Source organism: Caulobacter sp. 10L414 (assembly GCF_056395525.1).
Genome location: NZ_JBFTJR010000014.1, coordinates 17,709 through 38,934, shown reverse-complemented (window position 1 = coordinate 38,934; position 21,226 = coordinate 17,709). Strand labels below are relative to the sequence as shown.

19 protein-coding genes are annotated in these 21,226 nt (G+C 70.7%); 10 read left to right on the top strand and 9 right to left on the bottom strand.

The annotated features are described in order from the left end of the window. Together AC1DCG_RS07850 and AC1DCG_RS07845 are read right to left on the bottom strand one after the other, a co-directional pair. A complete protein-coding gene (locus tag AC1DCG_RS07850) occupies window positions 1–612 on the bottom strand; it encodes a 2-hydroxychromene-2-carboxylate isomerase (RefSeq protein WP_165260402.1) in 612 nt (203 codons plus the stop codon). 177 nt (window positions 613–789) lie between these two features. After that, a complete protein-coding gene (locus AC1DCG_RS07845) occupies window positions 790–1,998 on the bottom strand; it encodes an acyl-CoA dehydrogenase family protein (RefSeq protein WP_477028970.1) in 1,209 nt (402 codons plus the stop codon). 190 nt (window positions 1,999–2,188) lie between these two features. Between AC1DCG_RS07845 and AC1DCG_RS07840 the strand changes: the two genes are divergently transcribed. Then, on the top strand, window positions 2,189–3,847 hold the full coding sequence (locus AC1DCG_RS07840; protein WP_165260398.1) for a phosphatidylglycerol lysyltransferase domain-containing protein: 1,659 nt from the start codon (window positions 2,189–2,191) through the stop codon (window positions 3,845–3,847). On the opposite strand, the gene AC1DCG_RS07835 is transcribed toward AC1DCG_RS07840, so the two are convergent. Next, window positions 3,822–4,034, bottom strand: a complete 213-nt coding sequence (locus AC1DCG_RS07835) for a hypothetical protein (protein ID WP_477028969.1) — start codon at window positions 4,032–4,034, stop codon at window positions 3,822–3,824. The two genes, AC1DCG_RS07840 and AC1DCG_RS07835, sit on opposite strands and share 26 nt — an antisense overlap. A 313-nt stretch (window positions 4,035–4,347) precedes the next feature. On the opposite strand from AC1DCG_RS07835, the gene AC1DCG_RS07830 reads away from it, so the two are divergent. Next, window positions 4,348–7,236, top strand: a complete 2,889-nt coding sequence (locus AC1DCG_RS07830) for an SEL1-like repeat protein (RefSeq protein WP_477029000.1) — start codon at window positions 4,348–4,350, stop codon at window positions 7,234–7,236. A 245-nt stretch (window positions 7,237–7,481) separates the two neighbouring features. Next, window positions 7,482–7,943: a DUF3429 domain-containing protein gene (locus AC1DCG_RS07825; protein ID WP_165260392.1), complete on the top strand. Its 462-nt coding sequence runs from the start codon at window positions 7,482–7,484 to the stop codon at window positions 7,941–7,943. Here the strand turns inward: AC1DCG_RS07825 and AC1DCG_RS07820 are convergent. The 4 genes from AC1DCG_RS07820 to AC1DCG_RS07805 form a co-directional block, all read right to left on the bottom strand. Beyond that, window positions 7,940–8,200 carry a hypothetical protein gene (locus AC1DCG_RS07820; RefSeq protein WP_477028968.1) on the bottom strand — a complete coding sequence of 87 codons (261 nt, stop codon included), beginning with the start codon at window positions 8,198–8,200 and terminating at the stop codon, window positions 7,940–7,942. The genes AC1DCG_RS07825 and AC1DCG_RS07820 overlap by 4 nt on opposite strands. A gap of 94 nt (window positions 8,201–8,294) precedes the next feature. Next, window positions 8,295–8,636: a hypothetical protein gene (locus AC1DCG_RS07815; protein WP_477028967.1), complete on the bottom strand. Its 342-nt coding sequence runs from the start codon at window positions 8,634–8,636 to the stop codon at window positions 8,295–8,297. A 77-nt stretch (window positions 8,637–8,713) separates the two neighbouring features. Further along, window positions 8,714–9,421 (bottom strand): ligase-associated DNA damage response endonuclease PdeM, encoded by a 708-nt coding sequence (gene pdeM / locus AC1DCG_RS07810; protein ID WP_477028966.1) that lies wholly within the window; start codon window positions 9,419–9,421, stop codon window positions 8,714–8,716. Window positions 9,422–9,434: 13 nt separating this feature from the next. Next, window positions 9,435–12,017 (bottom strand): ligase-associated DNA damage response DEXH box helicase, encoded by a 2,583-nt coding sequence (locus AC1DCG_RS07805; protein ID WP_477041441.1) that lies wholly within the window; start codon window positions 12,015–12,017, stop codon window positions 9,435–9,437. A 131-nt stretch (window positions 12,018–12,148) separates the two neighbouring features. On the opposite strand from AC1DCG_RS07805, the gene AC1DCG_RS07800 reads away from it, so the two are divergent. The 6 genes from AC1DCG_RS07800 to AC1DCG_RS07775 all read left to right on the top strand — a co-directional run bounded on the left by AC1DCG_RS07800 (window position 12,149) and on the right by AC1DCG_RS07775 (window position 19,444). Next, the gene (locus AC1DCG_RS07800) at window positions 12,149–13,816 is read left to right on the top strand and encodes a M20/M25/M40 family metallo-hydrolase (RefSeq protein ID WP_477028964.1); all 1,668 of its coding nucleotides are present in this window, start codon (window positions 12,149–12,151) and stop codon (window positions 13,814–13,816) included. A 203-nt stretch (window positions 13,817–14,019) separates the two neighbouring features. Further along, on the top strand, window positions 14,020–16,848 hold the full coding sequence (locus AC1DCG_RS07795; protein WP_477041440.1) for an ATP-dependent DNA helicase: 2,829 nt from the start codon (window positions 14,020–14,022) through the stop codon (window positions 16,846–16,848). A 48-nt stretch (window positions 16,849–16,896) separates the two neighbouring features. After that, window positions 16,897–17,358: a hypothetical protein gene (locus tag AC1DCG_RS07790; RefSeq protein ID WP_477028962.1), complete on the top strand. Its 462-nt coding sequence runs from the start codon at window positions 16,897–16,899 to the stop codon at window positions 17,356–17,358. A 118-nt stretch (window positions 17,359–17,476) separates the two neighbouring features. Further along, complete coding sequence (locus AC1DCG_RS07785; RefSeq protein ID WP_165260378.1) at window positions 17,477–17,752, top strand: helix-turn-helix domain-containing protein; 276 nt, start codon at window positions 17,477–17,479, stop codon at window positions 17,750–17,752. A 58-nt stretch (window positions 17,753–17,810) separates the two neighbouring features. Continuing rightward, on the top strand, window positions 17,811–18,329 hold the full coding sequence (locus AC1DCG_RS07780) for a MarR family winged helix-turn-helix transcriptional regulator (protein WP_477028961.1): 519 nt from the start codon (window positions 17,811–17,813) through the stop codon (window positions 18,327–18,329). Window positions 18,330–18,358: 29 nt separating this feature from the next. Further along, window positions 18,359–19,444, top strand: coding sequence for a dipeptidase (locus AC1DCG_RS07775; RefSeq protein ID WP_477028960.1), 1,086 nt, complete (start codon window positions 18,359–18,361; stop codon window positions 19,442–19,444). Here AC1DCG_RS07775 and AC1DCG_RS07770 read toward each other — a convergent pair whose 3' ends face one another. Then, window positions 19,445–20,290, bottom strand: a complete 846-nt coding sequence (locus AC1DCG_RS07770) for a carboxylesterase family protein (RefSeq protein ID WP_477041439.1) — start codon at window positions 20,288–20,290, stop codon at window positions 19,445–19,447. A gap of 113 nt (window positions 20,291–20,403) precedes the next feature. Between AC1DCG_RS07770 and AC1DCG_RS07765 the strand changes: the two genes are divergently transcribed. Then, the gene (locus AC1DCG_RS07765; RefSeq protein WP_165260370.1) at window positions 20,404–20,688 is read left to right on the top strand and encodes a hypothetical protein; all 285 of its coding nucleotides are present in this window, start codon (window positions 20,404–20,406) and stop codon (window positions 20,686–20,688) included. Window positions 20,689–20,694: 6 nt separating this feature from the next. Here AC1DCG_RS07765 and AC1DCG_RS07760 read toward each other — a convergent pair whose 3' ends face one another. After that, entirely contained in the window at window positions 20,695–21,213 is a 519-nt protein-coding gene (locus AC1DCG_RS07760; RefSeq protein WP_477028958.1) for a VanZ family protein, read from the bottom strand. Between the last annotated feature and the right edge of the window lie 13 nt (window positions 21,214–21,226).

Sequence of the window (21,226 nt, the reverse complement as noted above, 5' to 3'; positions counted from 1 at the left end):
TCAGGCGCTCTCCATGTCTTGATGGCGGACGGCCCAGTCGAGGGCCTGTTCGAGACGGTCGTTGCCCCAGAAGAGCTCGCCGTCGGCGGTGACGAAGGAAGGGGCGCCGAACAGCCCGCGCTCGCGGGCCTGGCGCACGTGGTCTTTCAGCTGGTCCTTGACCGCCGCCGAGGCGGCCTTGGCCAGGACGTGCTCGGGCCCCGCGCCGACGCCGGCGATCAGCGTGGCCAGAACCTCGGCGCTGGAAATGTCGAGGTCGTCGACGAAATTGGCCTGGTAGACGGCGCGGCTGAAGGCCGGCGTCCAGCCGTCCTCCAGCCCGCAGATCGCCACGCGCGCGGCCAGCAGGCTGTTGCGCGGGAACTGGCTGGGATGGTGCAGCGGCAGGCCCTCGCGGTCGCAGACCCGCTGCAGGTCGCGCCACATGTAGTCGCCCTTGACCGGGAAGGCGTTGAACGGGCTGTCGGTCAGGCCCTGCTGCTCGTTGAACAGCGGCCCGACCAGGAACGGGCGCCAAAGCACCGCCACCCCGGCCTGGGCGGCCAGGTGCTCCACCCGCATGGCGGCGGGGTAGGAGTAGGTGGAGGCGAACTCGTACCAGAACTCGATCATGACTGGATCCCGATCACGGTTGCGTGGCGCATTTCTACACTTCTCCCATGGGGAGAAGGAGGGGCCCGCGCCGCAGGCGTGGGAGGATGAGGGGGGAGGACGGCATGAGGCGTAACCCCTCACCCTCCCATCGCTTCGCGACGGGCCCCTCCCTCTCCCTCTGGGAGAGGTGGACCATTATTGGTGATCGAGCAGGCCAAGCACGCGCTTGGCCACGACGTTCAGATTGACCTCGCTGGTGCCGCCTTCGATCGAATTGCCCTTGGCGCGGAGCATGGCGCGCAGGGCGGCGATCTCGTCTGGGGCGAAGCCTTCGCCTTCCCAGCCAAGACCTTGGAGACCGAGCGCCTCGACCAGAAGCTCGGTGCGCTCCTGGTTCATCTTGGCGGCGGCGTACTTGATGATCGAGACGGCGGCGCTCGGCCCCGAGCCGGTCTTGGATTCCGCCTCGGCGCGGCGGACGGTCAGCAGGAAGGCGTGGGCGTCCATCTTGTGGGCGGCGATGCGGGCGCGCAGGTCGCCGTCGGCGATGCGGCCTTCGCTGTCGACGCCGACATGGGCCTTGGCGGTTTCGGCCACGTCGAGCCCGGCGTTGCCGCCAAAGCCCGAGGCCGAGATGTTCTGGCGCTCGTACTGCAGGAGGCGCTTGGCGATCTCCCAGCCGCCGTTGACCTTGCCGACCAGCTGTTCCTTGGGAACCTTCACATTGTCGAAGAAGGTCTCGCAGAACGGCGAGGAGCCGCTGATCAGTTTGATCGGCCGGGCCTCGACGCCGGGCGAGGTCATGTCGAACAGCACGAACGAGATGCCCTCGTGCTTCTTTGAGGTGTCGGTGCGCACCAGGCAGAAGATCCAGTCGGCCTGGTCGGCATAGCTGGTCCACACCTTCTGGCCGTTGATCAGCCAGTGGTCGCCCTTGTCTTCGCACTTGGTCTGCAAGCTGGCGAGGTCGGAGCCCGCGCCCGGCTCGCTGTAGCCCTGGCACCAGCGGGTCTCGCCGCGAACGATGCCGGGCAGGAAGCGCTGCTTCTGCTCCTCGGTTGCGTATTCCAGAAGGACCGGGCCCAGCATCCAGACGCCGAAGCTCATCAGGGCGGGGCGGGCCTTGATGCGGCGCAGTTCCTGCTCGAGCACCTTGTTCTGGGCCTTGGAGAGGCCGCCGCCGCCGTATTGGGCAGGCCACATCGGGGCGGTCCAGCCCTTGTCGGCCATGCGGTCGAGCCAGAGCTTGGCGTCGGGGTTCTTCCATTCCGCCTTGCGGCCGCCCCAGGGGGCTTCCTTCTCGTCCGTCATCGGCGTGCGCATCGACGGCGGGCAGTTGGCATCCAGCCAGGCGCGCGTCTCGGCGCGGAAGGTGTCGAGTTCGGTGGCGCCGAAGTCGGCCATGGCGGGCTCTCCCTGGATCGTGCCGGGCGCTTGGCGGCCCGCTTCGGCGCCCAGACTACGCCACGGAACGCGGGGAGCAAGTCGATTCAAACAATCGTTCGCATCGCCGTGCGCGACGAGAACGTCCCGGACGCGTTATAGAAGCGCCGATGACGTTTCCCGGTCCGGGATTCGCCGTTCAGGGGTCTTGATGTCCGCGCCAGAACTGAGACCCGCCGCGCTGGCGGTCGCACCGACTCTCGCGGCCATCCTGGCCGCCTCGGCCGGCGTGCTGTTGCTGGCGTCCGGCGCGACCCCGTCGGAGCCGACGCGCTTCGCCATCCTGCTGGCCTTCGCCCCGTCGGCGCTGATCGAGATCAGCCACTTCGTCTCGTCGATCATTGGCCTGGTTCTGGTGCTGCTGGCCTTCGGCCTGCGCGCGCGTCTCGACGCGGCCTGGTGGGCCAGCCTCGTCATGCTGGCCGCCGGCGCGGTGCTGGCCATCTTCAAGGGTCTGAACTGGGAAGAGACGGCGACCCTGACCGCGTTCTTCGTGGCCATCCTGCCGTTCCACGAGGCCTTCCCGCGTAAGGCGGCCCTGTCGCGCATGGAGATCACGCCCGGCTGGCTGCTGTCGGCGGCGGCCGCCATCGGCGGGGCGGCGTTCCTGGGCTGGTGGATGTTCAACCACGTCGAGTACGCCGACCGCTCGTGGATGCGGATCATGGGCGACCGCGAGGCCGCGCGCGCCATCCGCTCGTCGATCGCCGCGGCGGTGGTCCTGATGGGCATCGGCGTGTGGCGGCTGATCGCCACCCCGGCCACGCCGCCGGTCGTCGACGACACCGACCCCGATTTCGACCGCGTGCGCGCCATCCTGGCCAAGGCCGAAGCCGCCGAACCGGCCTCGAACCTGGCCCTGCTGGGCGACAAGCGTTTCCTGTTCTCGGCCTCGGGCGAGAGCTTCCTGATGTTCGGCGTGCGTCGCCGCTCGTGGATCGCGCTGGGGCCGCCGATCGGTCGTCACGACGAGCGCATGGAGCTGTTCTGGCGCTTCCGCGAACTGGCCGACGCCCATGCCGCGCGGGCCGGCTTCTACGCCCTGGGCCCGGAAGACCTGCCCGACACCGTCGACCTGGGTCTGGCGATCCAGAAGACCGGCGAAAGCGCCATCGTGCCGCTGGAGAGCTTCTCCCTGGCCGGTCGCCGCCGCGAGGTCCTGCGTCGCAACTGGCGCAAGGCGGGCGAGGGCGGGGCGGCCTTCGAGGTTTTGCCGGCCGGCGCGGCCATGACCGTGATGGCCGAGCTGCGGGTGATCTCCGACGCCTGGCTGGCCCACCACGCCGGCGGGGAGAAGAGCTTCTCGATGGGCGGGTTCGACCCGCGCTACGTCGCCGAGTTCCCCGTCGCCCTGGTGCGTTCGGAAGGCCGCATCGTCGCGTTCGCCACCCTGTGGACCACGGCTCACAAGGCGTCGTTCTCGATGGACCTGATGCGCTACTCCGACGAGGCGCCCAAGAACATCATGGACTACCTGTTCGTCGAGCTCCTGCAGTGGGGCAAGGCGGAGGGCTACACGGCGTTCGAGTTCGGCATGGCCCCGCTGGCGGGCCTGGACGACCGTCCGCTGGCCCCGATCATGTCGCGCGTCGGCCGCCTGCTCTACGAGCGGGGCGAGGGCATCTACAATTTCCAGGGCGTGCGGCGCTACAAGGACAAGTACGACCCCGTCTGGCAGCCGCGCTACATTGCCGCGCCTCGCCGCTGGGCCATCCCTTTCCTGCTCGCCGACATCGGTCTCCTGTCGTCAGGCGGCATGTCCGGCCTGACGAAACGGCCGCGGCCTAATAGCGCGGGTCGCCCGTCTTAAGGCCCAGCAGATTGAGCGCGTGAGCGGCCAGAAGCAGGGTCGCCACCGCGCTCGCCATCATCAGCGGACGCCACGGCGCCATGCGCGGACCCTTTGCGGGGTTGGAAGGGCGCGCGCCCAGCCAGCCGAACAGCACGGTGAGGGCGATAGTCGTCGCGCCCGCGATCAGGGTCGGGATCATGTCCATGGGGCGCAGATGGCCTGCGACAATCGGCCTGGCAATAGGTTAATCCGCATTAACACATGGGAACCAAATCATCTGTACATACCTTGGTAACTGTGTCTGTTAACCTGTCCACAGGAACGCTAAATCTAGCGTTTCTCGTCGCGTTTACACGCTAGGAATCGGTGACTAGCGTGGGTCCCCAGGTGCGGGGAGAGCGATTCGCATGACTGCTGCAGCGCCATGGAGCGTAAAGGGAATCGACCCGAAGGCACGGGAGGTCGCAAAGGACCTGGCCCGTCGCTCGGGCATGACCCTTGGCGAGTGGTTGAACCGGATGATCATCGAGGGTGATTCCGCCGGTTTCGACGCGCCTCCCGCCGATCCTGTTAACGATACTGGCCGTTCGAACGGCCGCTCTGTTTACCTTGAGGCCGATCGCGCCGAGGCGCCGCCGCGCATCGAGGCGCCCGAGCATCCCGCCGACGAGGTGGGCCGCATGGCGTCGGCGCTCGACCGCCTGACCCAGCGCATTGAGGCCGCCGAGGCCCGCTCGGCCCAGGCCATCACCGGCATCGACCAGTCCGTGCGCGGCGCGCTGCAGCGCCTGTCGCATTCCGAACGCGAGCAGATCGCCGTCGCCGCCCGCTTCGAAGGCCTGGCCGACGAGATCAAGACCGAGCAGACCCGCAACGCCGAGCGCCTGCGCCGCATCGAGAACGAAGCCGCCGGCCCCCGCTCGGCCGAGGCCCTGCGCGCGCTGGAGAACGCCGTCGGCCGCGTGGCCAACCATCTTTACGAAGGCGAGGGCCGCACCCGCGAGACCCTGGCCGCTCTGGAAGCCAAGGTCGCCGCCCGCGACGCCGCGCCCGCCGCCGGTCTGGTCGACGAGGTTGTCGCCCGCCTGCAGGAGCGTCTGGAAGCCGCCGAGGCCCGCACCGCCGAGGCGCTGCAGCAGCTGGGCGGCTCGTTCCAGGCCCTGGACACCCGCCTGTCGGCCGTCGAGGGCGAGGGCGGCAGCGCCCAGAAGCGTCTCGAGGAACTGGCCGGCAGCCTGTCGGCCAAGATGGAGGCCGCCCGCGTCGAGATGGCCTCCAAGCTGCGCGAGACGGCCGACGGCCGCTTCGACCGCATGGAGCGCAAGCTGGGCGAGATGACCGCCCACATCCAGGCCGCCGAGCAGCGTTCGGCCCAGGCGATCGAGCGCATGGGCCGCGAGGTCGTGGGCCTGGCCGACGCCTTCAACCGCCGTATCCAGACCTCCGAAGCCCGCCAGGCCAACGCCATCGAGCAGGTCGGCGGCGAGGTGGCGCGCATCGCCTCCAGCGTCGAGCACAAGCTGAACCGCGCCGACAGCGTCCAGGCCCAGGCCCTGGAAAAGCTGGGCGTCGAGATCGCCCGCATCACCGAGAAGCTGGCCGAGCGCATCAGCGCCTCGGAGCGCCGCAACGCCCTGGCCATCGACGATGTCGGCGACCAGGTGGTTAGGGTTACCGATCGGCTGAACCAGCGCGCCGAGCGCAGCTCGCAGGAACTGATCGACCGTATCCGCCAGTCCGAAGAGCGCACCGCCCGCCTGCTGGACGAGGCGCGCGAGAAGATCGACACCCGCCTGGCCGACGCTCAGCGTCGCCTGGCCGAGACGCCCGTTGCCGCGCCGGCTCCGGCCCGCCAGGCCGCGCCCGCGCCGTCGCCCTTCGACACCGATCGCTTCTCGTTCGGCGGCGAGGCCGTCTCCGAGGACGTGTTCGAGCAGCCGGCCTTCCCGCAGTCCGGCTTCCAGGCGCCCGTCGCGCCGGCCGCCGTCGCGGCGCCCGCCCAGGCCCCGACCGTCGACACCGGCTGGTCCGCCTCGGGCGGCTTCGACGCCGGCTTCCCGGTCGAGGAGCCCCAGGCGCCCGGTTTCGCCGACGAGGATTTCGAGGCCGCCGACGGCTTCGCCGCGACCCCGCAGGTCGAGGCGCCGTCGTTCGAGGCCGACGCCTTCGATCCCGAGCCCGAACTGCCGATGGCGCCGCCGCGCGCTCTGTCGACCCGCGAGGTCATCGAGCAGGCCCGCGCCGCCGCCCGCGCCGCGGCCGCCGGCGCCGAAACCAAGGCCAAGGCGAAGACCAAGGCCGACAAGGCCGCCGCCAAGTCGCTGTTCGCCGGCTTCGGCAAGGCGCTGCAGAAGAAGGACAAGCGCTCGTCCTCGACCCTGGTCACCGCGCTGCTGGTTTCGGCCGGCGCGGCGGCCCTGGGTGTCGGTACGGCCGGCCTGACCCTGCTGCCCAAGGACGGCGAGGGTCCGCTCAACGACCGCGTGGCCCGGGCCATCGCCGGCCGCGCCGCCGACGTCGAGATCAAGACCGGCGAGGCCGACACCACCCCGGCCCAGCCGCGCGTGGCCATGGCCGTGGTGACGCCGGCCGCTCAGCCGGGCGCCGCCCAGTCGGGCGCGACGGCCGCCGAAGCCGAGGCCCCCGCCGTCGACGACGGCTCGGCCTTGCTGGCCGAAGCGGTCAGCCGCCTGGAAGCCAAAGACCGCGGCGGCATCGCGCTGCTGCGCAAGGCGGCCAACCTTGGCCAGCCCAAGGCCCAGTTCCTGCTGGCCAAGATGGCGGAGATGGGCGAGGGCGGCGTCAAGAAGGACATGGCCGAGGCCCGTCGCTGGTACGAGCGCGCGGCCCAAGGCGGCGACCCCAGCGCCATGCACAACATCGCCCTGTTCGCCTATCGCGGCGACGGCGGCGACAAGAACCTGACCACGGCGGCCAACTGGTTCCGCAAGGCCGCCGAGACCGGCCTCGTCGACAGCCAGTTCAACCTGGCCCAGCTGTACGAGAACGGCCGCGGCGTCGCCCAGAACCCGGCCGAGGCCTATCGCTGGTACCTGATCGCGGCCCGCGCCGGCGACGTCGACGCCCGCGGCCGCGCCACGGCGCTGCGCGGCCAGCTGACGCCGGAAAGCCAGCGCATCGCCGAACGCTCGGCGGAAGCCTTCCGCTCGCGTCTGGCCGCCGCGCCGCGCACCACCCAGGTGGCGACCGCCGCCGCGCCGTCGACCGGCATGGCCACGGCCCAGCGCGCCCTTTCCAGCCTGGGCTACTATCAGGGTCCCAAGGACGGCGTTTCCTCGCCGGCCCTGCGCATGGCCATCCAGGCCTATCAGCGCGACCAGAACCTGCCGGCCTCCGGCGCGCTGGACGGCGAGACCCTCAGCCGCCTGTCGGCCTTCGCGCGCTGACCGCGCGCCGGCCTCTGTCGATCGAAAAACGCCCCCGGAGCCCGCTCCGGGGGCGTTTTGCTGTCTACTTCCGGCGTGGACCTGGGCGCCGACCTCGGTAATAGTCACCGTTTCGACGCAAACCGGGCCGGGTGAAACAATCCAAGGGCCGGTTTGGACTAGGGTTTGCGCGGTCGGCCGGGACGCTGGCGATCGCGAACGGGGCGGGGGAAGGTCTTCGGACCTGCCGGAGGAGTGACGAGCTGATGACGGACCACGTGACCGAACGCGTGCCTGTTCCGCGCGCCGTATGGGTGTTCGGCCTGTGCACCCTGGCGCCCTTCGTCATAGCGTCCGGCCTGTTCTGCTATGGACCGCAGGGACAGCGCGGACCTGCGCTGGTGGCGTTGCTGGCCTATTCGACTGCCATGCTCTCCTATCTGGGCGGCGTGCGTTGCGGGCTGGAGATCGACCATCTGCGACCGCGTTGGGCGACGCTGGGCCTTTCGCTGCTGCCGCCGCTGGCCGGGGTGGCGCTGATGCTCGGCGCCGAGCGCTTCGGCCCCGCCTGGCAGCTTTCCGGCTTCCTGTTCGTGTTCCTGCTGCAATGGCTGTGGGACGTCACCAGCCACGAAGGCCCCGCCTGGCGTCCGCGCCTGCGCACCCTGCTGACCACCGGCGCGGCGCTGTCGCTGGCCTTCGCGCTGGAACAGGCGCTGGCCCTCTAGGCCAAGCCCTCCCGAAGCAGCACCACCGACAAGGCGCCGGGGCCGAGCAGGGCCAGCCCGAGCAGCGCCGCGGCGATGCGTGCTCGCCTCCAGCCCAGGCCGCAGAACACCAGCCCGACGGCGCTGATCGCCAGCGAGAAGACGAACCACGAAACGTGGAACTCCGCCCGTCCAGCGCCCACCGACAGCTGCATGAGCAGCGCGTAGGGCGCGGCCGAGGCCAAGAGGCAGATCAACGCCCCGAACAGATAGGCCATGAAGGGCCTCCCCACCGCCGCCGTGGCGACAGTATCGGCCGCGCGCCCGAGGCGTGAAGCGCTTTCTGGGCGGCGCGTGAAGCCCGCGCCGGGCCTACCGCGCGGCCACGGCCTTTCTCGCCAGCGGATCGCTCAGGCAGGCCGAGGCCACGGCGTGGTTCAGCTTGGCCTTCTTCTTTTCCAGCCGGTGGGTCAGGGCCGTGCCGGCCGCGGCGCCGGCGAACGGGACCACCACGTTGCCGCCCACGCCCACCACGGCGCGCAAGATGCGGTGCTCGTTGTACTGTTCGGCTTCCGCGCGGGCCTTGCGGCACTTGGCGCTGTCATAGCGCGGATGGCTGGCGTCGAGCCTGGCGACGGTGTCGCGCGGGGCGGGATTGCTGGCGCAGGCCGACAGGACCAGAAAAGCGGCGACGCTCGGGATCAGCGGGCGCATGGGGCGGGGTCTCCCGGGGTGGACGTTTCCGGGCAAACGCCGCCGGGCGCCCGGGCGATCCCAGGGCCTAGCTTGCGTCAGTCGGGCCGCAGCGACCTTGGCCCCACCGCGTGCACGCGTCTGCCGCCCAGCGCCCCGGCCAGGGGCGGGGCGGCGAACAGGTCGGCGAAGGCCTGGTCCAGGATGTTCAGGCCCCCGGTATAGGCGCCGAAGGCCGGCAGGATCAGGCGCTGGCCGTCGGTGACGAAGCAGCGCTTGCGCACGCTGCCGCGACCGCTGGAGACCCGGGCGGCCGGGTGCAGGTGGCCGGCCACCTCGCCGGGCTGGACGCCGGGCTCGGGCTCGTGGCGCAGGATCAGGCCGCCGATGGCCATCTCGTCGATGATCCGGCCGGGCAGGGCGCGGGGGCCGTCGACGTCGTGGTTGCCCACCGCCCAGATCAGGTCGCGGCCGACGGCCAGCGCGCGCAGGCGGTCGGCGTCGTCGGCCGCCAGGCGGTCCTCGGCCGCGCCGTCGTGGAAGCTGTCGCCTAGGAAGATCAGCGTCGCCGGCTCCAGCGCCGCCACCTCGGCCTCCAGGCGGGTCAGGGTCTCGCGGGTGTCGTAGGGCGGCAGCATCTGGCCAAAGCGCGCGGCGTAGGACGAGCCCTTCTCGAAGTGCAGGTCAGCGACCACCAGCGCGCGCTCGGACGCCAGCCACAGGGCGCCGGAGCCGCGCAGCAGCACCGTCCGCCCGGCCAGCAGGACGGCGAGCCCTCCACAGTCACTGAGCTGGAACTTCGTCAAGCCATGTACCCCATCAGGAGAGCGCCTCCGCGATCAGGTCTTCTTCCGCCTCGGCCAGGATCATCTCGCCGGCCGCGTCGCCAGGCGCGCGTTCGCGGCCGATCTCCAGCATGATCGGCACGGCGAAGGGCGAAACCTTGTCGAGCGCCGCATGGCGGATACGGCCCTTGATGCGGGCCAGCAGGTCGCCCAGGCGCGCCACGTCCAGCTGGCCGGTCGCCGCGTCGGCGCGGGCGCAGCGCAGCAGCAGGTGATCGGGCTGGTGCTTGCGCAGCACGTCATAGATCAGGTCGGTCGAGAAGGTGACCTGCCGCCCCGACTTCTCCTCGCCGGGATAGCGCCGCTCGATCAGGCCGCCGACCAGGGCGCAGGCCTTGAAGGCGCGCTTCATCAGGAAGCTCTCGTTCAGCCAGTCCTCGAGGTCGTCGCCCAGCATGTCCTGGTCGAAGAGGTCAGGCAGGTCGAGTTCGTCCATCGGCCGCAGCGACCAGATGTTCAGCGCATAGTCGTTGCAGACGAAGCCCAGCGGGCCGACGCCCAGCCGGTCCAGCCGTCGGGTCAGCAGCATGGCCAGGGTGGTGTGGGCCAGCCGTCCCTCGAACGGGTACATGACCATGTGGAACCGCTTCCCGCGGGGGAAGGTCTCCAGCAGCATCTCGTCCTCGTCGGGGATCAGCGAGCGGGCCTTCTGGTAGGCCATCCACTCCTGCACGTCGGGGGGCAGGGCGGTCCACTCGGCCTCGTCGTGCATCATCTTGCGCACGCGGCTGGCCAGATAGGTCGACAGCGGGAACTTCGAGCCGCCCCAGCTGGGCATCTTGGGGTCCTTGGCCGGGGCTGGGCTGACATAGGCGTCGGCGCCCACCAGGCTGTTGAACTGCCAGACTTGCCCTGCGAACACGAAGGTGTCACCCGGCGTCAGCTGCTCGAAATAGCCTTCCTCGGCCTCGCCGATCTTGCGCCCGCCCATAGGGCGACGGCCGCCGCCGATGCGGACGTTGACCACGGCCGGCGAGACGATGGCCCCGACGTTCATGCGGTGGCGCTGGACGACCTGGGCGTTGCGGGCCTTCCAGAAGCCGTCCTTGTCCTCGACGATCCGGCGGAAGCGGTCGTAGGTCTTCAGCGCATAGCCGCCGGTGGAGACGAAATCGACGACGGTCTCGAAGTCCTCCCACGACAGGTCGGCATAGGGGCCGGCGCTGCGAACCTCGTCATAGAGGTCGACCAGCCTGAAGGGCTCGGAGCAGGCGCAGCCCATGACGTGCTGGGCCAGGACGTCGAGGGCGCCGACACGGGCCGGCTCGCCGTCGAGGTGGTTTTCCAGGATGGCGTCGGCGGCGGCGCGGCACTCCAGCATCTCGAAGCGGCTGGCGGGCACGAACAGGGCGCGGCTGGGCTCGTCCAGCCGGTGATTGGCGCGGCCGATCCGCTGGACCATCCTGGAGGCCCCCTTGGGCGCGGCCAGCTGGATGACGAGATCGACGTCGCCCCAGTCGATGCCCATGTCCAGGGTCGAGGTGCAGACGACGGCGCGCAGGTCGCCGCGGGCCATGGCGGCCTCGACCTTGCGCCGCTGCTCGGCCGACAGGCTGCCGTGGTGCAGGGCGATCGGCAGGCCGTCGTCGTTGAGCTTCCACAGCTCCTGGAAGGCGAACTCGGCCTGAAAGCGCGTGTTGACGAAGACGAGGGCGGTCCGCGACTGGCGTATGATCTCGTAGACCTCGGCCATGGCGTGCTGGGCGGTGTGCCCCGCCCACGGCACGCGGCCGCCGGAGACCAGAACCTCCACGACCGGCTGCGCGCCGCCCGAGCCGAGGACGAGGTCGACCGAACCGGGAACCTCCCCCCGTGGGGGAGGCKATCGCGTAGCGATCGGAGGGGGGAGTTTTTCTGGCGTCTCGGAAGCTGAAACCGCCCCCCCACCGGCGCGAAGCGCCGCCTCCCCCACGGGGGGAGGTTCCTTTTCAGCTACGCCGCGTCCCAGCCACCGCCTCACCAGATCCGGATCATCCACCGTCGCCGAAAGCCCCACCCGGCGCAGCCGCGGCGCGAAGGTCTGCAGGCGCGCGATGTCCAGCGCCAGGAGGTCGCCGCGCTTGGAGGGCCACATGGCGTGGGCCTCGTCGACGATCACGCACGACAGGTCGGCGAAGTATTCCCGCGCGCCCTCCCAGGCGCAGAACAGCGCCAGCTGCTCGGGCGTGGTCAAAAGGATGTCGGGCGGCCGGATGCGCTGGCGGGCCTTGCGGCTCTCGCCGGTGTCGCCGGTGCGGCTCTCGGCGACGATGGAGAGGCCCATCTCGCGGATCGGGGTCATCAGGTTGCGCTCGACATCGACGGCGAGCGCCTTGAGCGGCGAGATGTAGAGGGTGTGGATTCCGGCCGGGGTGTTGCGCGGCGCCCGTTCGGCGAGCTCGATCAGGCTGGGCAGGAAGCCCGCCAGGGTCTTGCCGCCGCCGGTGGGGGCGATCAGCAGGGCGTCGCGGCCGGCCTTGGCCTTCTCGATCATCGCCAGCTGGTGGGCGCGCGGCGACCAGCCGCGGGCGGCGAACCACTCGGAAAAACGCGGGGGAAGCAGGTCGGCCGGAACCATCGCGGTGGCTATAGCATGTTCCTGTTCTGTTTCTGGCGGGGAATCGACATTAGCCACCGAACGGCGTGCGAAGTTTGCGTATCTCGGCGGAGGTTTCTACGGTCGCGCTCGAAGTTTCCCGGAGTTCGCCCATGTCCCGCCGCGCCGCCCTTCTGCTGACCGCCGCCCTGGCCCTGCCGGCTTTCGCCCACGCGCAGGACAGCGCTCCGATCGATCCGGCCAAGCTGTCGGAAATCACCCGCGTGCTGGCGTCGGACGAGTTCCTCGGCCGCGCCCCCGGCGGTCCGGCCGAACAGAAGACCGCCGACTACATCGCCGCCCAGTTCAAGGCGCTGGGCCTGGAGCCGGCCGGCGACGCCGGGTCCTACACCCAGAAGGTGCCGCTGGTGCACACCCGCATCGACGGTCCGGTGGCGATGAGCTTTTCCACCGCCGGCGGCGCGATGGCCTTGGCCCAGGGCGAGCAGGCCCAGGTCATGACCCTGCTGCCGGTCGACAAGGTGGCGATCAAGGACGCCCCGCTGGTCTTCGTCGGCTATGGCGTCAGCGCGCCCGAACGCGGCTGGGACGACTTCAAGGGTGCGGACCTGAAGGGCAAGGTCGCCGTCTTCCTGATCAGCGACCCCGACCTGGAAGCCGAGGCCGGCGAGCCCGCCTACGGCAAGTTCGGCGGCAAGGCGGCCACCTACTACGCCCGCTGGACCTACAAGTACGAGGAGGCCGTGCGCCGTGGCGCGGTCGGCGCCCTGATCGTGCACGAGACCCTGGGCGCGGGCTACGGCTGGAGCACGGTGAAGGCCTCGAACGGCGAGGGCTACGACATCGTCCGCACCGACCCGGCCAAGGAGAAGCTGCAGCTGCAGGGCTGGATCCAGCGGGACGTGGCCGTCGACCTCTTCAAGCGCTCGGGCCTGGACTTCGAGGCCCTGAAGCGCTCGGCGCGCGAGCCGTCGTTCAAGCCGGTGGCGCTGAAGGGCGCGGCCTTCTCGGCCGCCTACAAGGTGGCTCATGAGCCGATGGTCAGCCACAACGTGGTCGCCAAGCTGCCGGGGACGACCCACGCCGACGAGAGCATCATGTACGCCGCCCACTGGGACGCCTACGGCGTGGGCGCGCCGGACGCGCAAGGCAAGACGATCCGTCCGGGCGCGGCCGACGACGCCATCGGCGTGGCCGGGGTGATCGAGGTCGCACGGGCCTTCAAGCAAGGACCCGCGCCGCAGCGCTCGATCGTCTTCGCCGCCTGGACGGGCGAGGAGCGGGGCTTGCTGGGGTCGGAGTACTACGCCGTGAAGGCCGGCGACGCCGCGCTCGGCAAGATGGCCGCCAACTACACCCTCGACGTGCTGCAGACCGCCGGGCCGGCCAAGGACATCGTGCTGGTCGGCGCCGGCCAGAACGAGCTGGAACAGGGCCTGGCCAAGGCCGCGGCCGCGCAGGGGCGCACCGTGACGCCGGACGCCAAGCCCGAACGGGCGCTGTTCTACCGCGCCGACCACTTCTCGCTGGCCAAGCGCGGGGTGCCGGTGCTGCTGGTGATGGGCCTGGGCGGCGGCGCCGACCTGCTGAACGGCGGCCGCGCGGCCGGCGACGCCTGGGTCGCCGACTACACCGCCCGCTGCTACCACCAGCCCTGCGACGCCTGGAGCGCCGACTGGGACCTGCGCGGCGCGGCCCAGGACGTGGCCCTGGTCTATGAAGCCGGCAAGGCGATCGCCAACTCGCGCGTCTGGCCCGACTGGAACGCGGGCTCGGAGTTCAAGCCGGTGCGCGCGGCCAGCGCGGGTCAGCGGAAGTAGGGGCTTTTCACTCCATCCTGGTTTGTCATCCCGGCCGGAGGATTGCGTGAGCGATCCGTAGAGCCGGGATCTCCCACGTCGGCCGTATCGGAACCGTGGGAGGTCCCGGCGCTCCGCTGCGCTACGGCCGGGATGACAAGCTGAAGGGAAGGGGGAAGCAGTTCCCCGTTCGTTTCCCCGCGCCGAAGTGTTAATCACTCCCCGTGAGCGCGCTTCCCCCGAATCTCGACCYTGCCCCGGCTCTGGTGGTGCTGCCCGGTCCGCGCGCCGGGCTGGCCGACGGCTCGGGCGAGGGCCGGGTGATCCGGCCGCCGGACGCGCGCGACCTCTTCGAGCACGGGCCGGTGCTGGTGGCCCACGCGGCCATGACCGCCAAGCGCCTGAACCTGCACGCGCCGATGCGCTATCCCGGCATCTTCGACGTGCTGGAGCTCTATGCCTTCACGCGGCCGGCGACCTTCTGCGCGCCGTCGTCGGTGGGCTTGGCCATGGCGCTGGGCCTGCCGGAACCCAAGGGCGCCGCCGCCCAGGCCCAGACCCTGCGCGAGGCCGCCGACTTCCTGCTGCGTGAACTGGCCCTGACCCCGCGTCCATCGCGCGAGGAGGCCCTGGCCGTGGCCGAGACCCTGGCCCGGGCCGGCTGGTCGTGGGGGCCGGCGGTGGTCGGCGCCCTGCGCTCGGTTCCGGTCGGCAACCAGTTTCGGAGCTCGGGTCTCGACGTCTGGAGCCGTCTGGTCGAATGGGAGGACCAGGCGCCGCTGGGCGAGCCGCTGTCGCGTCCCATCGACCCCGAGGTCGCCTCTGAGCGCCTGAAGTCGCTGCTGACCCGCGCGGGCCTCGACGAGGTGCGCGAGGCCCAGGACACCTACGCCCGCGAGGCCTCGTTCGCCTTTCAGCCCAGGGAGCGCGAGGGCGAGCCGCGCATGATGCTGGCCGAGGCCGGCACGGGCGTGGGCAAGACCCTGGGCTATCTGGCCCCCGCCAGCGTCTGGGCCGAGGCCAACGGGCCCTCGGTGTGGATTAGCACCTATACGCGGGCTTTGCAGCGTCAGATCGAGCGCGAGAGCGCGGCCATCTATCCCGACCCGCAGGTGCGCGCCCGCAAGGCGGTGGTGCGCAAGGGCCGCGAGAACTACCTGTGCCTGCTGAACCTGCAGGAGCAGGTCAACAGCGCCCAGCTGGGCAACGGCGACCTGGTGGGCCTGGCCCTGGCCGCGCGCTGGGCGCGGGTCAGCCGCGACGGCGACATGACCGGCGGCGACTATCCGGCCTGGCTGCCGACCCTGTTCGCCGTGCAGCCCTCGGCCCAGGCCAGCGCGGCCAACCTGGTCGACCGCCGGGGCGAGTGCATCCACGCCGGCTGCCAGCACTACCGCGTCTGCTTCATCGAAAAGGCCGTGCGGGCCTCCAAGCGCGCCGACATCGTCATCGCCAACCACGCCCTGGTCATGACCCAGGCGGCCTTCGACGGCGCCCGGGCGGCGCGGGGCCTGAAGGGCGACAACGAGACCACGGCGGTCAAGCGGGTGGTGTTCGACGAGGGCCACCACCTGTTCGACGCCGCCGACAGCGCCTTCTCGGCCGCCCTGTCGGGCGCGGAGGCCGCCGAACTGCGCCGCTGGATCCGTGGTCCGGAAGGCCGCGGGCGGCGGGGCAGGGGGCTGGAGGCGCGCCTGCTCGACATCCTGGGCGACAAGGAAAGCGCGCGAGCGGCGCTGAGCGCCGTGATCCAGGCCGCCACGGCCCTTCCGGGCGAGGGCTGGTCGGGCCGCATCGCGCCGCCGGACGGGCAGGTCAATCCGATCGGGCCGATCGAGAGCTATCTGGTCGCGGTCATCGAGCAGTTGCGGGCGCGCACCAGCGATCGCGGCGGGCCGGAACTGGGCCTGCAATGCGCCGCGCGCCCCGCCGTTGACCTGGTGCGCGAGCGCGCCGGCGAGGCCGCCCGCGCCCTGGCCGGGATCGAAGCCCCGCTGCTGGCCCTGGCGCGCCAGCTGGAGGACGTGCTCGACGAGGACGCCGAACACCTGGGCCCGTCCGAACGCGCCCGCATCGAGGGCGCGCTGCGAGGCCTGGACCGCCGGGCCCGGATGACCCTGCCGGCCTGGCGCTCGATCCTGAAGGCCATCGACGAGGACGCCCCGGATTCGCTCGAGGGCGAAGATCCCGACTTCGTCGACTGGTTCGAGGCCACCTTCCTGTACGGTCGCGTCGTCGATGCGGCCTGCCGTCGCCACTGGGTGGATCCGACCGAGCCGCTGCGGGCTGCGGTGCTTAGCCCCGCCCACGGCGTGCTGGTGACCAGCGCCACCCTGGTCGACCCGGCGCTGGAGGACCCCTTCGCCCTGGCCGAGATGCGTACGGGCGCGGCCCGCCTGCCGCAGCCGCCCAAGGTGCTGCGCCTGGTCTCGCCCTTCGACTACGAGAAGAACGCCCGCGCCTTCGTCGTCACCGACGTCAACAAGGAGGACGCGCGGCAGGTCTCGGCGGCCATGCGCGAGCTGTTCCTGGCCGCCAACGGCGGGGCCCTGGGCCTGTTCACCGCCATCCGCCGGCTGAAGGCCGTGCACGAGCGCATCGCCGCCCCCCTGGCCGACAAGGGCCTGCCGCTCTACGCCCAGCACGTCGATCCGCTGGAGGCCGGCGCTCTGGTCGACATCTTCCGAGCCGAAGAGGACGCCTGCCTGCTGGGCACCGACGCGATCCGGGACGGCGTCGACGTGCCGGGGCGCTCGCTGCGTCTGCTGGTCTTCGATCGCGTGCCCTGGCCGCGTCCGGACATCCTGCACAAGTCCCGTCGCACCAAGTTCGGCGGCAAGGGCTACGACGACTCGATCGCCCGCGCCCGGATCAGCCAGGCTTTCGGGCGCCTGATCCGCCGGGCCGACGACCGGGGCGTCTTCGTGATGCTGGATGCGGCCGCGCCCACGAGGCTCTTTTCAAGTCTGCCCGAAGGGGTGACCATCGAGCGACTCACGCTCGTGGAAGTCATTGAAGCGACGGCCGCATTTCTGTCCGAAGCGCGCGATTAAACGAGCCGTGATGATCCTCCGTGGGGGGAGGGTATCAGGAGGATGGTTTTGCGGTTTCGTATCGGGGCGACGGCCCTGTTGTTCGCCGGTCTGGTGGCCGGCTCTGCGTCGGCGCAGGAGTTCGTGCGCGGCGATTGCCTGAATGTGGTCCAGCCGACGCGCGGCCTGCGGTTCGAGAACGACGATCACGCCCGCTGGTACAAGCGGTTCTGGACCGGCAACTGCCAGGACCTGTCGCTGTGCTTCCCCGGCTCGCCCAACTGGAACGACATCGTCACCAAGCTGCTGGTCAAGGGCGGCCCGTCCGAGAAGCCTGCGCTGCTGCCCAAGGCCTGCAAGCTGGGCCAGCTGATCGGCATGGAATGGGCGCGCGATCGTCGCATCAAGCGGATCTCGACTCAGGACCTCAAGCGCTTCTCCAATATCCTCGACGACGCCGGCGACCCGCTGAAGGGCGTCGAGGCGGTCGAGGTCAAGGCGCGCGCCCTGCTGTCCAAGCCGCAGGGCTGACCTTCGGGCCAAGCCGCCCCCGAACCGTCGTATTGACGACGTGGGGTCGTCGAATTTGTGCAATCGAACGCGTATAGAGGAGCGGTCGGGGAGAAGAGCAGCAAAGGGAGCGATCCTTATGGCCGCAGCGCGCCTGACCACCACCGATATCGCCATCGACGACAAGGCCGCGCCCAGCGAGGTCCGCTCGTCCCGCGCGCTCGTGCAGGCGGTGCGCTGGCGCAGCGGCCTGTCCCAGGCCGAATTCTCGCGGGCCTTCGCCATTCCGCTGCCCGTGCTGAGCGAACTGGAGCATGGCGAGGCGCGCCCGGACGCCGCCATGCTGGCCTATCTGCGCGTCATCGACCACGCCCCCGACGTGGTGCGCGAGGCCCTGACGCGCGCGGGGCTCTAGCGGGCCAGGCAGGGATGGCCCAGAAGGGGGAGCGCTTCTCCCACCTGCGGATTCCGAGATGTCCGATCCTGAAGACTACAGCCGCGGCTTCGGCGGCGAGGCCCTGGCGGCCCGCCTGAGGCGCGTCTCCGACCGGATCGATCGCGACGGCGCCAGGGTCTATGCCGCCCGGGGGATCCGGTTCGAGCAGCGCTGGTACGGCGCCCTGCGCCAGCTGGTGGAGCATGATCGCCCGATGGGCGTGGGCGAGATTGCCGCGATCCTGCGCATCACCCACGTCTCGGTCAGCGAGGCCAGCCGCTCGATGGAGAAGGCGGGCCTGATCGTTTCCCGGGCTTCGCCGGAGGACGGACGGCGCAGGCTGCTGGAACTGACCGAGCAGGGACGGGCGATGGCCGCGCGGCTGGCTCCGCTGTGGGACGCGTTCAACACCGCCGCGCGAGAGCTCGACGCCGAGGCCGGCCATTTGGTCCGCCTGCTCGACCAGCTCGACGACGCCCTGGACCGCCGGTCGATGTTCGAACGGATCATGTCGGGAATTTCATTGGACGAAGGCGAGGTCGGTATAGATATGTAGGTGCCTACATATATTCCTTCGAGGGGATCATGAGCACCACGCGTCGCATCTTCCTGGGAACGGCGGCCTCGATGCTGGCGGTCTGCGCGTCCGGGTCGGCCACGGCCGCCGGCCAGGCCTTCGCCATCAACGGCAACCTGATGCTGCCCATCGATCCGGAAAAGCCGCTCGACCAGGCGATGCGCGACGTGGTCAGGGCCTCGGGCCTGACGGCGGCCAAGCAGACGATCGGCGGGCCTGGCACGGAGACGCGGGCCGAGACCGCGCAGTCCATAGCCGACCTCGACAAGGCCGTGGCGCTCAATCCCGACCTCTATCTCAAGGTCGCTTCGGTCGCCGACTTCGCGCGGGCCAACGCCACCAAGCGCCTCGGGATCATCTATTCGTTCGAGGCGTCGGAGATGCTGGAGGGCGACCTTGCCGCCATCGACCAATTCCGCGCCGCGGGCGTGCTGGTCATGGGGCTGAGCTACAACCGCACCACGCCTTTCGCCTCGGGCACGATGTCGTCGCCGTCGACGGGCCTGACCGAGCTGGGACGCCGCGCCGTCGAGCGGATGAACGCCGTGGGCGTGACGATCGACGTCAGCCACAGCGACGAGCCGTCCAGCCTGGGCGCCGTCGCCGCCTCGAGCAAGCCCGTCCTGATCACCCATGGGGGCGCCAGCGCCGTTCACGTCCATCCGCGCAACAAGTCCGACCGGCTGATGCGGGCCATGGCCGACCGGGGCGGGGTGATGGGGATCTACGAGCTGTCCTACCTGACCGACCCGACGGCCCAGCCCTCGCTGGACGTCTATTTCGCCCACCTGACCCACGCCCTGAAGGTGTGCGGCGAGGATCATGTCGGCATCGGCAGCGACGCCCTGCTGTGGCCGTTCGACACCTCGCCCGAGAGCATGGCGCAGTGGAACAAGAGCCTGGAAGAGCGCAAGGCCGCCGGCGTGGCTGCGCCGGGCGAGGGGCCGCCGCCGTTCGTGATGGGGCTGAACCGCGCCGACCGCTTTACCGTCATCGCCGAAGAGCTGCGGCGGCGGGGCTACGGCGCGCGGGTGGTCGACAAGGTGCTGGGCGGCAACTTCCAGCGGGTCTTCGCCGAGACCTGGACCGCCTAGCTAGTCCTTCTTGCGCTTCTGCGAGAACAGCCAGGCTCGCCAGGCGTCGTCGTGCATCATGTCGGGCGGCACCACGTGGGCCATGCCCGAATAGGAGACGAAGCRCACGTGGCCGCCGGCGTTGGCCAGGGCGCCGGCCCAGGCCAGGTCGGGGGCGTAGGGGTTCTCGCGGTCCTTGTCGCCGTGGACGATCATCACCGGGGTGGGGGCGACCTTGGCCGCCAGAGCGCGTTCGGGCGGCACGCCTGAGAAGGCCGCCACGGCCGCGAACTTGCCCGGCGCCAGCGCCGCGGCGTTCATCGCCGCCGAGCCGCCCATCGAGAAGCCGACGAGATAGATGCGGTCGGTGTCGATGGGCAGGCGGGCCGACAGGTCGTCGATCAGCGCCAGGACGGCCGGCAGGCTGGCGCCCGGACGCGAGGCCAGCAGCCGGTCGGCGCCCTTGGCGTAGTTGGCGGTGCGGGTCGGCGCCTGGGGCGCCAGCACGAAGGCCGGGAAGGTCTTGGCGACGCCGGGACGCGCCCAGCCGCGCACGAAGGGGCCCATCTGGGCCTTGTTGTCGTGGCCCACCGCGCCCGAGCCGTGCAGGATCACCACCAGGGGCAGCTTTTCCTTCGTGGCCGGCGACAGCAGGCGGTAGGGCAGGCGCACCCCGTCCGGGCCGGTGAAGCTGTCGGCGGCGAAGGCTTCGAGCGGCGGCAGGTCGGCCGGTGTCGGGCTCAGCGGCGTGGTCGCGTAGTTGCGCGTCTCGACCGCCAGCTTGGGCGCGGGCGCGCGATCCGGCGCGGGCGTCGAAGCGCAGGCGCCGAGCAAAAGGCAGGCGAGCAACGTAAGCGGCTTTTGCATGGCGTTTGCATAGCCTGCTTCGCGCCGCTTGTCTGGGGGGCGAGCAACCCCGGCCTTGGGCTGGGGGTTTATCTCCCGACGCCCTCGCGGGCGAAGCACGGGAGAAACCGGTCATGATCGGTCACAGGCATCATCAGGAAGACGGCCGCCATTTCACGCACGGCACCTCGTCGACGACCGCCGATTGCGCGGCCGAGGGCAAGCTGCGTCCGGAGGACCGTCACATCGAGGCGCCGCACGCCAGGCGCGCCGACCGGCCCCTGGCCGACAACGAAAAGCACGACCAGCTGGCCGAGAAGGTCGAGTGCTCGGAAAGCCGCCAGGAAGCCCTGCTGGACGAGGGCCTGGAAGAAAGCTTCCCGGGCAGCGACCCGGTCAGCGTCAAGCGGATCACCTGACGGCGATCAGGCCTCGCGCGGGAAGCGCGCGGCGGCGCGGGAGGCGAAGCTGCCGCGGGCGGCTTCACTTTCCGTCGCGCCGGCGCCGGGCATGACGACGCTGCTCTTGCGGCGACGGCGGCGCTGGCGCTGGGCGGAGATATCGGAAAAGCGCATGGCGCCGCGCTCGCGGGCGTCGCGACGCACCGCCTCGATGTGGCTGGCCAGATAGACGACCGCGATCCCGGCGACGTCGGCGGCCAGGTCGGTGAAGCTGGCGCTGCGATGGGCGAACAGCTGGGCGATCTCGGCGCTGGCGCCCAGCAGGATCGCGGCGATCGCCAGATCGTTGCGGCGCATCTTCGGGAAGGCCAGGAAGGCGACCGCCGTCAGCCCGCCGAAGGCCAGGGCGTGGGCGGCCTTGTCGCTGAGCCCGAAGGCCTGCTCCAGCCCCTGGAACGGACCGAGCATCAGGGTTACGGCGCTGGCCGCTCCCAGGAAGAGCACGGCCTTGGCGGCGGTAACGACATGGTTGGGCGTCAGCATGGGCTCGGCTCGC

Bases quoted from the DNA above. Each gene is read 5' to 3' on its own strand.
- AC1DCG_RS07780 (WP_477028961.1), top strand. From the start codon at position 17,811: ATGTCCGATCCTGAAGACTACAGCCGCGGCTTCGGCGGCGAGGCCCTG.
- AC1DCG_RS07830 (WP_477029000.1), top strand. From the start codon at position 4,348: ATGATCATCGAGGGTGATTCCGCCGGTTTCGACGCGCCTCCCGCCGAT.
- AC1DCG_RS07820 (WP_477028968.1), bottom strand. From the start codon at position 8,200: ATGGCCTATCTGTTCGGGGCGTTGATCTGCCTCTTGGCCTCGGCCGCG.
- AC1DCG_RS07815 (WP_477028967.1), bottom strand. From the start codon at position 8,636: ATGCGCCCGCTGATCCCGAGCGTCGCCGCTTTTCTGGTCCTGTCGGCC.
- AC1DCG_RS07850 (WP_165260402.1), bottom strand. From the start codon at position 612: ATGATCGAGTTCTGGTACGAGTTCGCCTCCACCTACTCCTACCCCGCC.
- AC1DCG_RS07800 (WP_477028964.1), top strand. From the start codon at position 12,149: ATGTCCCGCCGCGCCGCCCTTCTGCTGACCGCCGCCCTGGCCCTGCCG.
- AC1DCG_RS07835 (WP_477028969.1), bottom strand. From the start codon at position 4,034: ATGGACATGATCCCGACCCTGATCGCGGGCGCGACGACTATCGCCCTC.
- AC1DCG_RS07840 (WP_165260398.1), top strand. From the start codon at position 2,189: ATGTCCGCGCCAGAACTGAGACCCGCCGCGCTGGCGGTCGCACCGACT.
- AC1DCG_RS07775 (WP_477028960.1), top strand. From the start codon at position 18,359: ATGAGCACCACGCGTCGCATCTTCCTGGGAACGGCGGCCTCGATGCTG.
- AC1DCG_RS07785 (WP_165260378.1), top strand. From the start codon at position 17,477: ATGGCCGCAGCGCGCCTGACCACCACCGATATCGCCATCGACGACAAG.
- AC1DCG_RS07825 (WP_165260392.1), top strand. From the start codon at position 7,482: ATGACGGACCACGTGACCGAACGCGTGCCTGTTCCGCGCGCCGTATGG.
- AC1DCG_RS07760 (WP_477028958.1), bottom strand. From the start codon at position 21,213: ATGCTGACGCCCAACCATGTCGTTACCGCCGCCAAGGCCGTGCTCTTC.
- AC1DCG_RS07845 (WP_477028970.1), bottom strand. From the start codon at position 1,998: ATGGCCGACTTCGGCGCCACCGAACTCGACACCTTCCGCGCCGAGACG.
- AC1DCG_RS07765 (WP_165260370.1), top strand. From the start codon at position 20,404: ATGATCGGTCACAGGCATCATCAGGAAGACGGCCGCCATTTCACGCAC.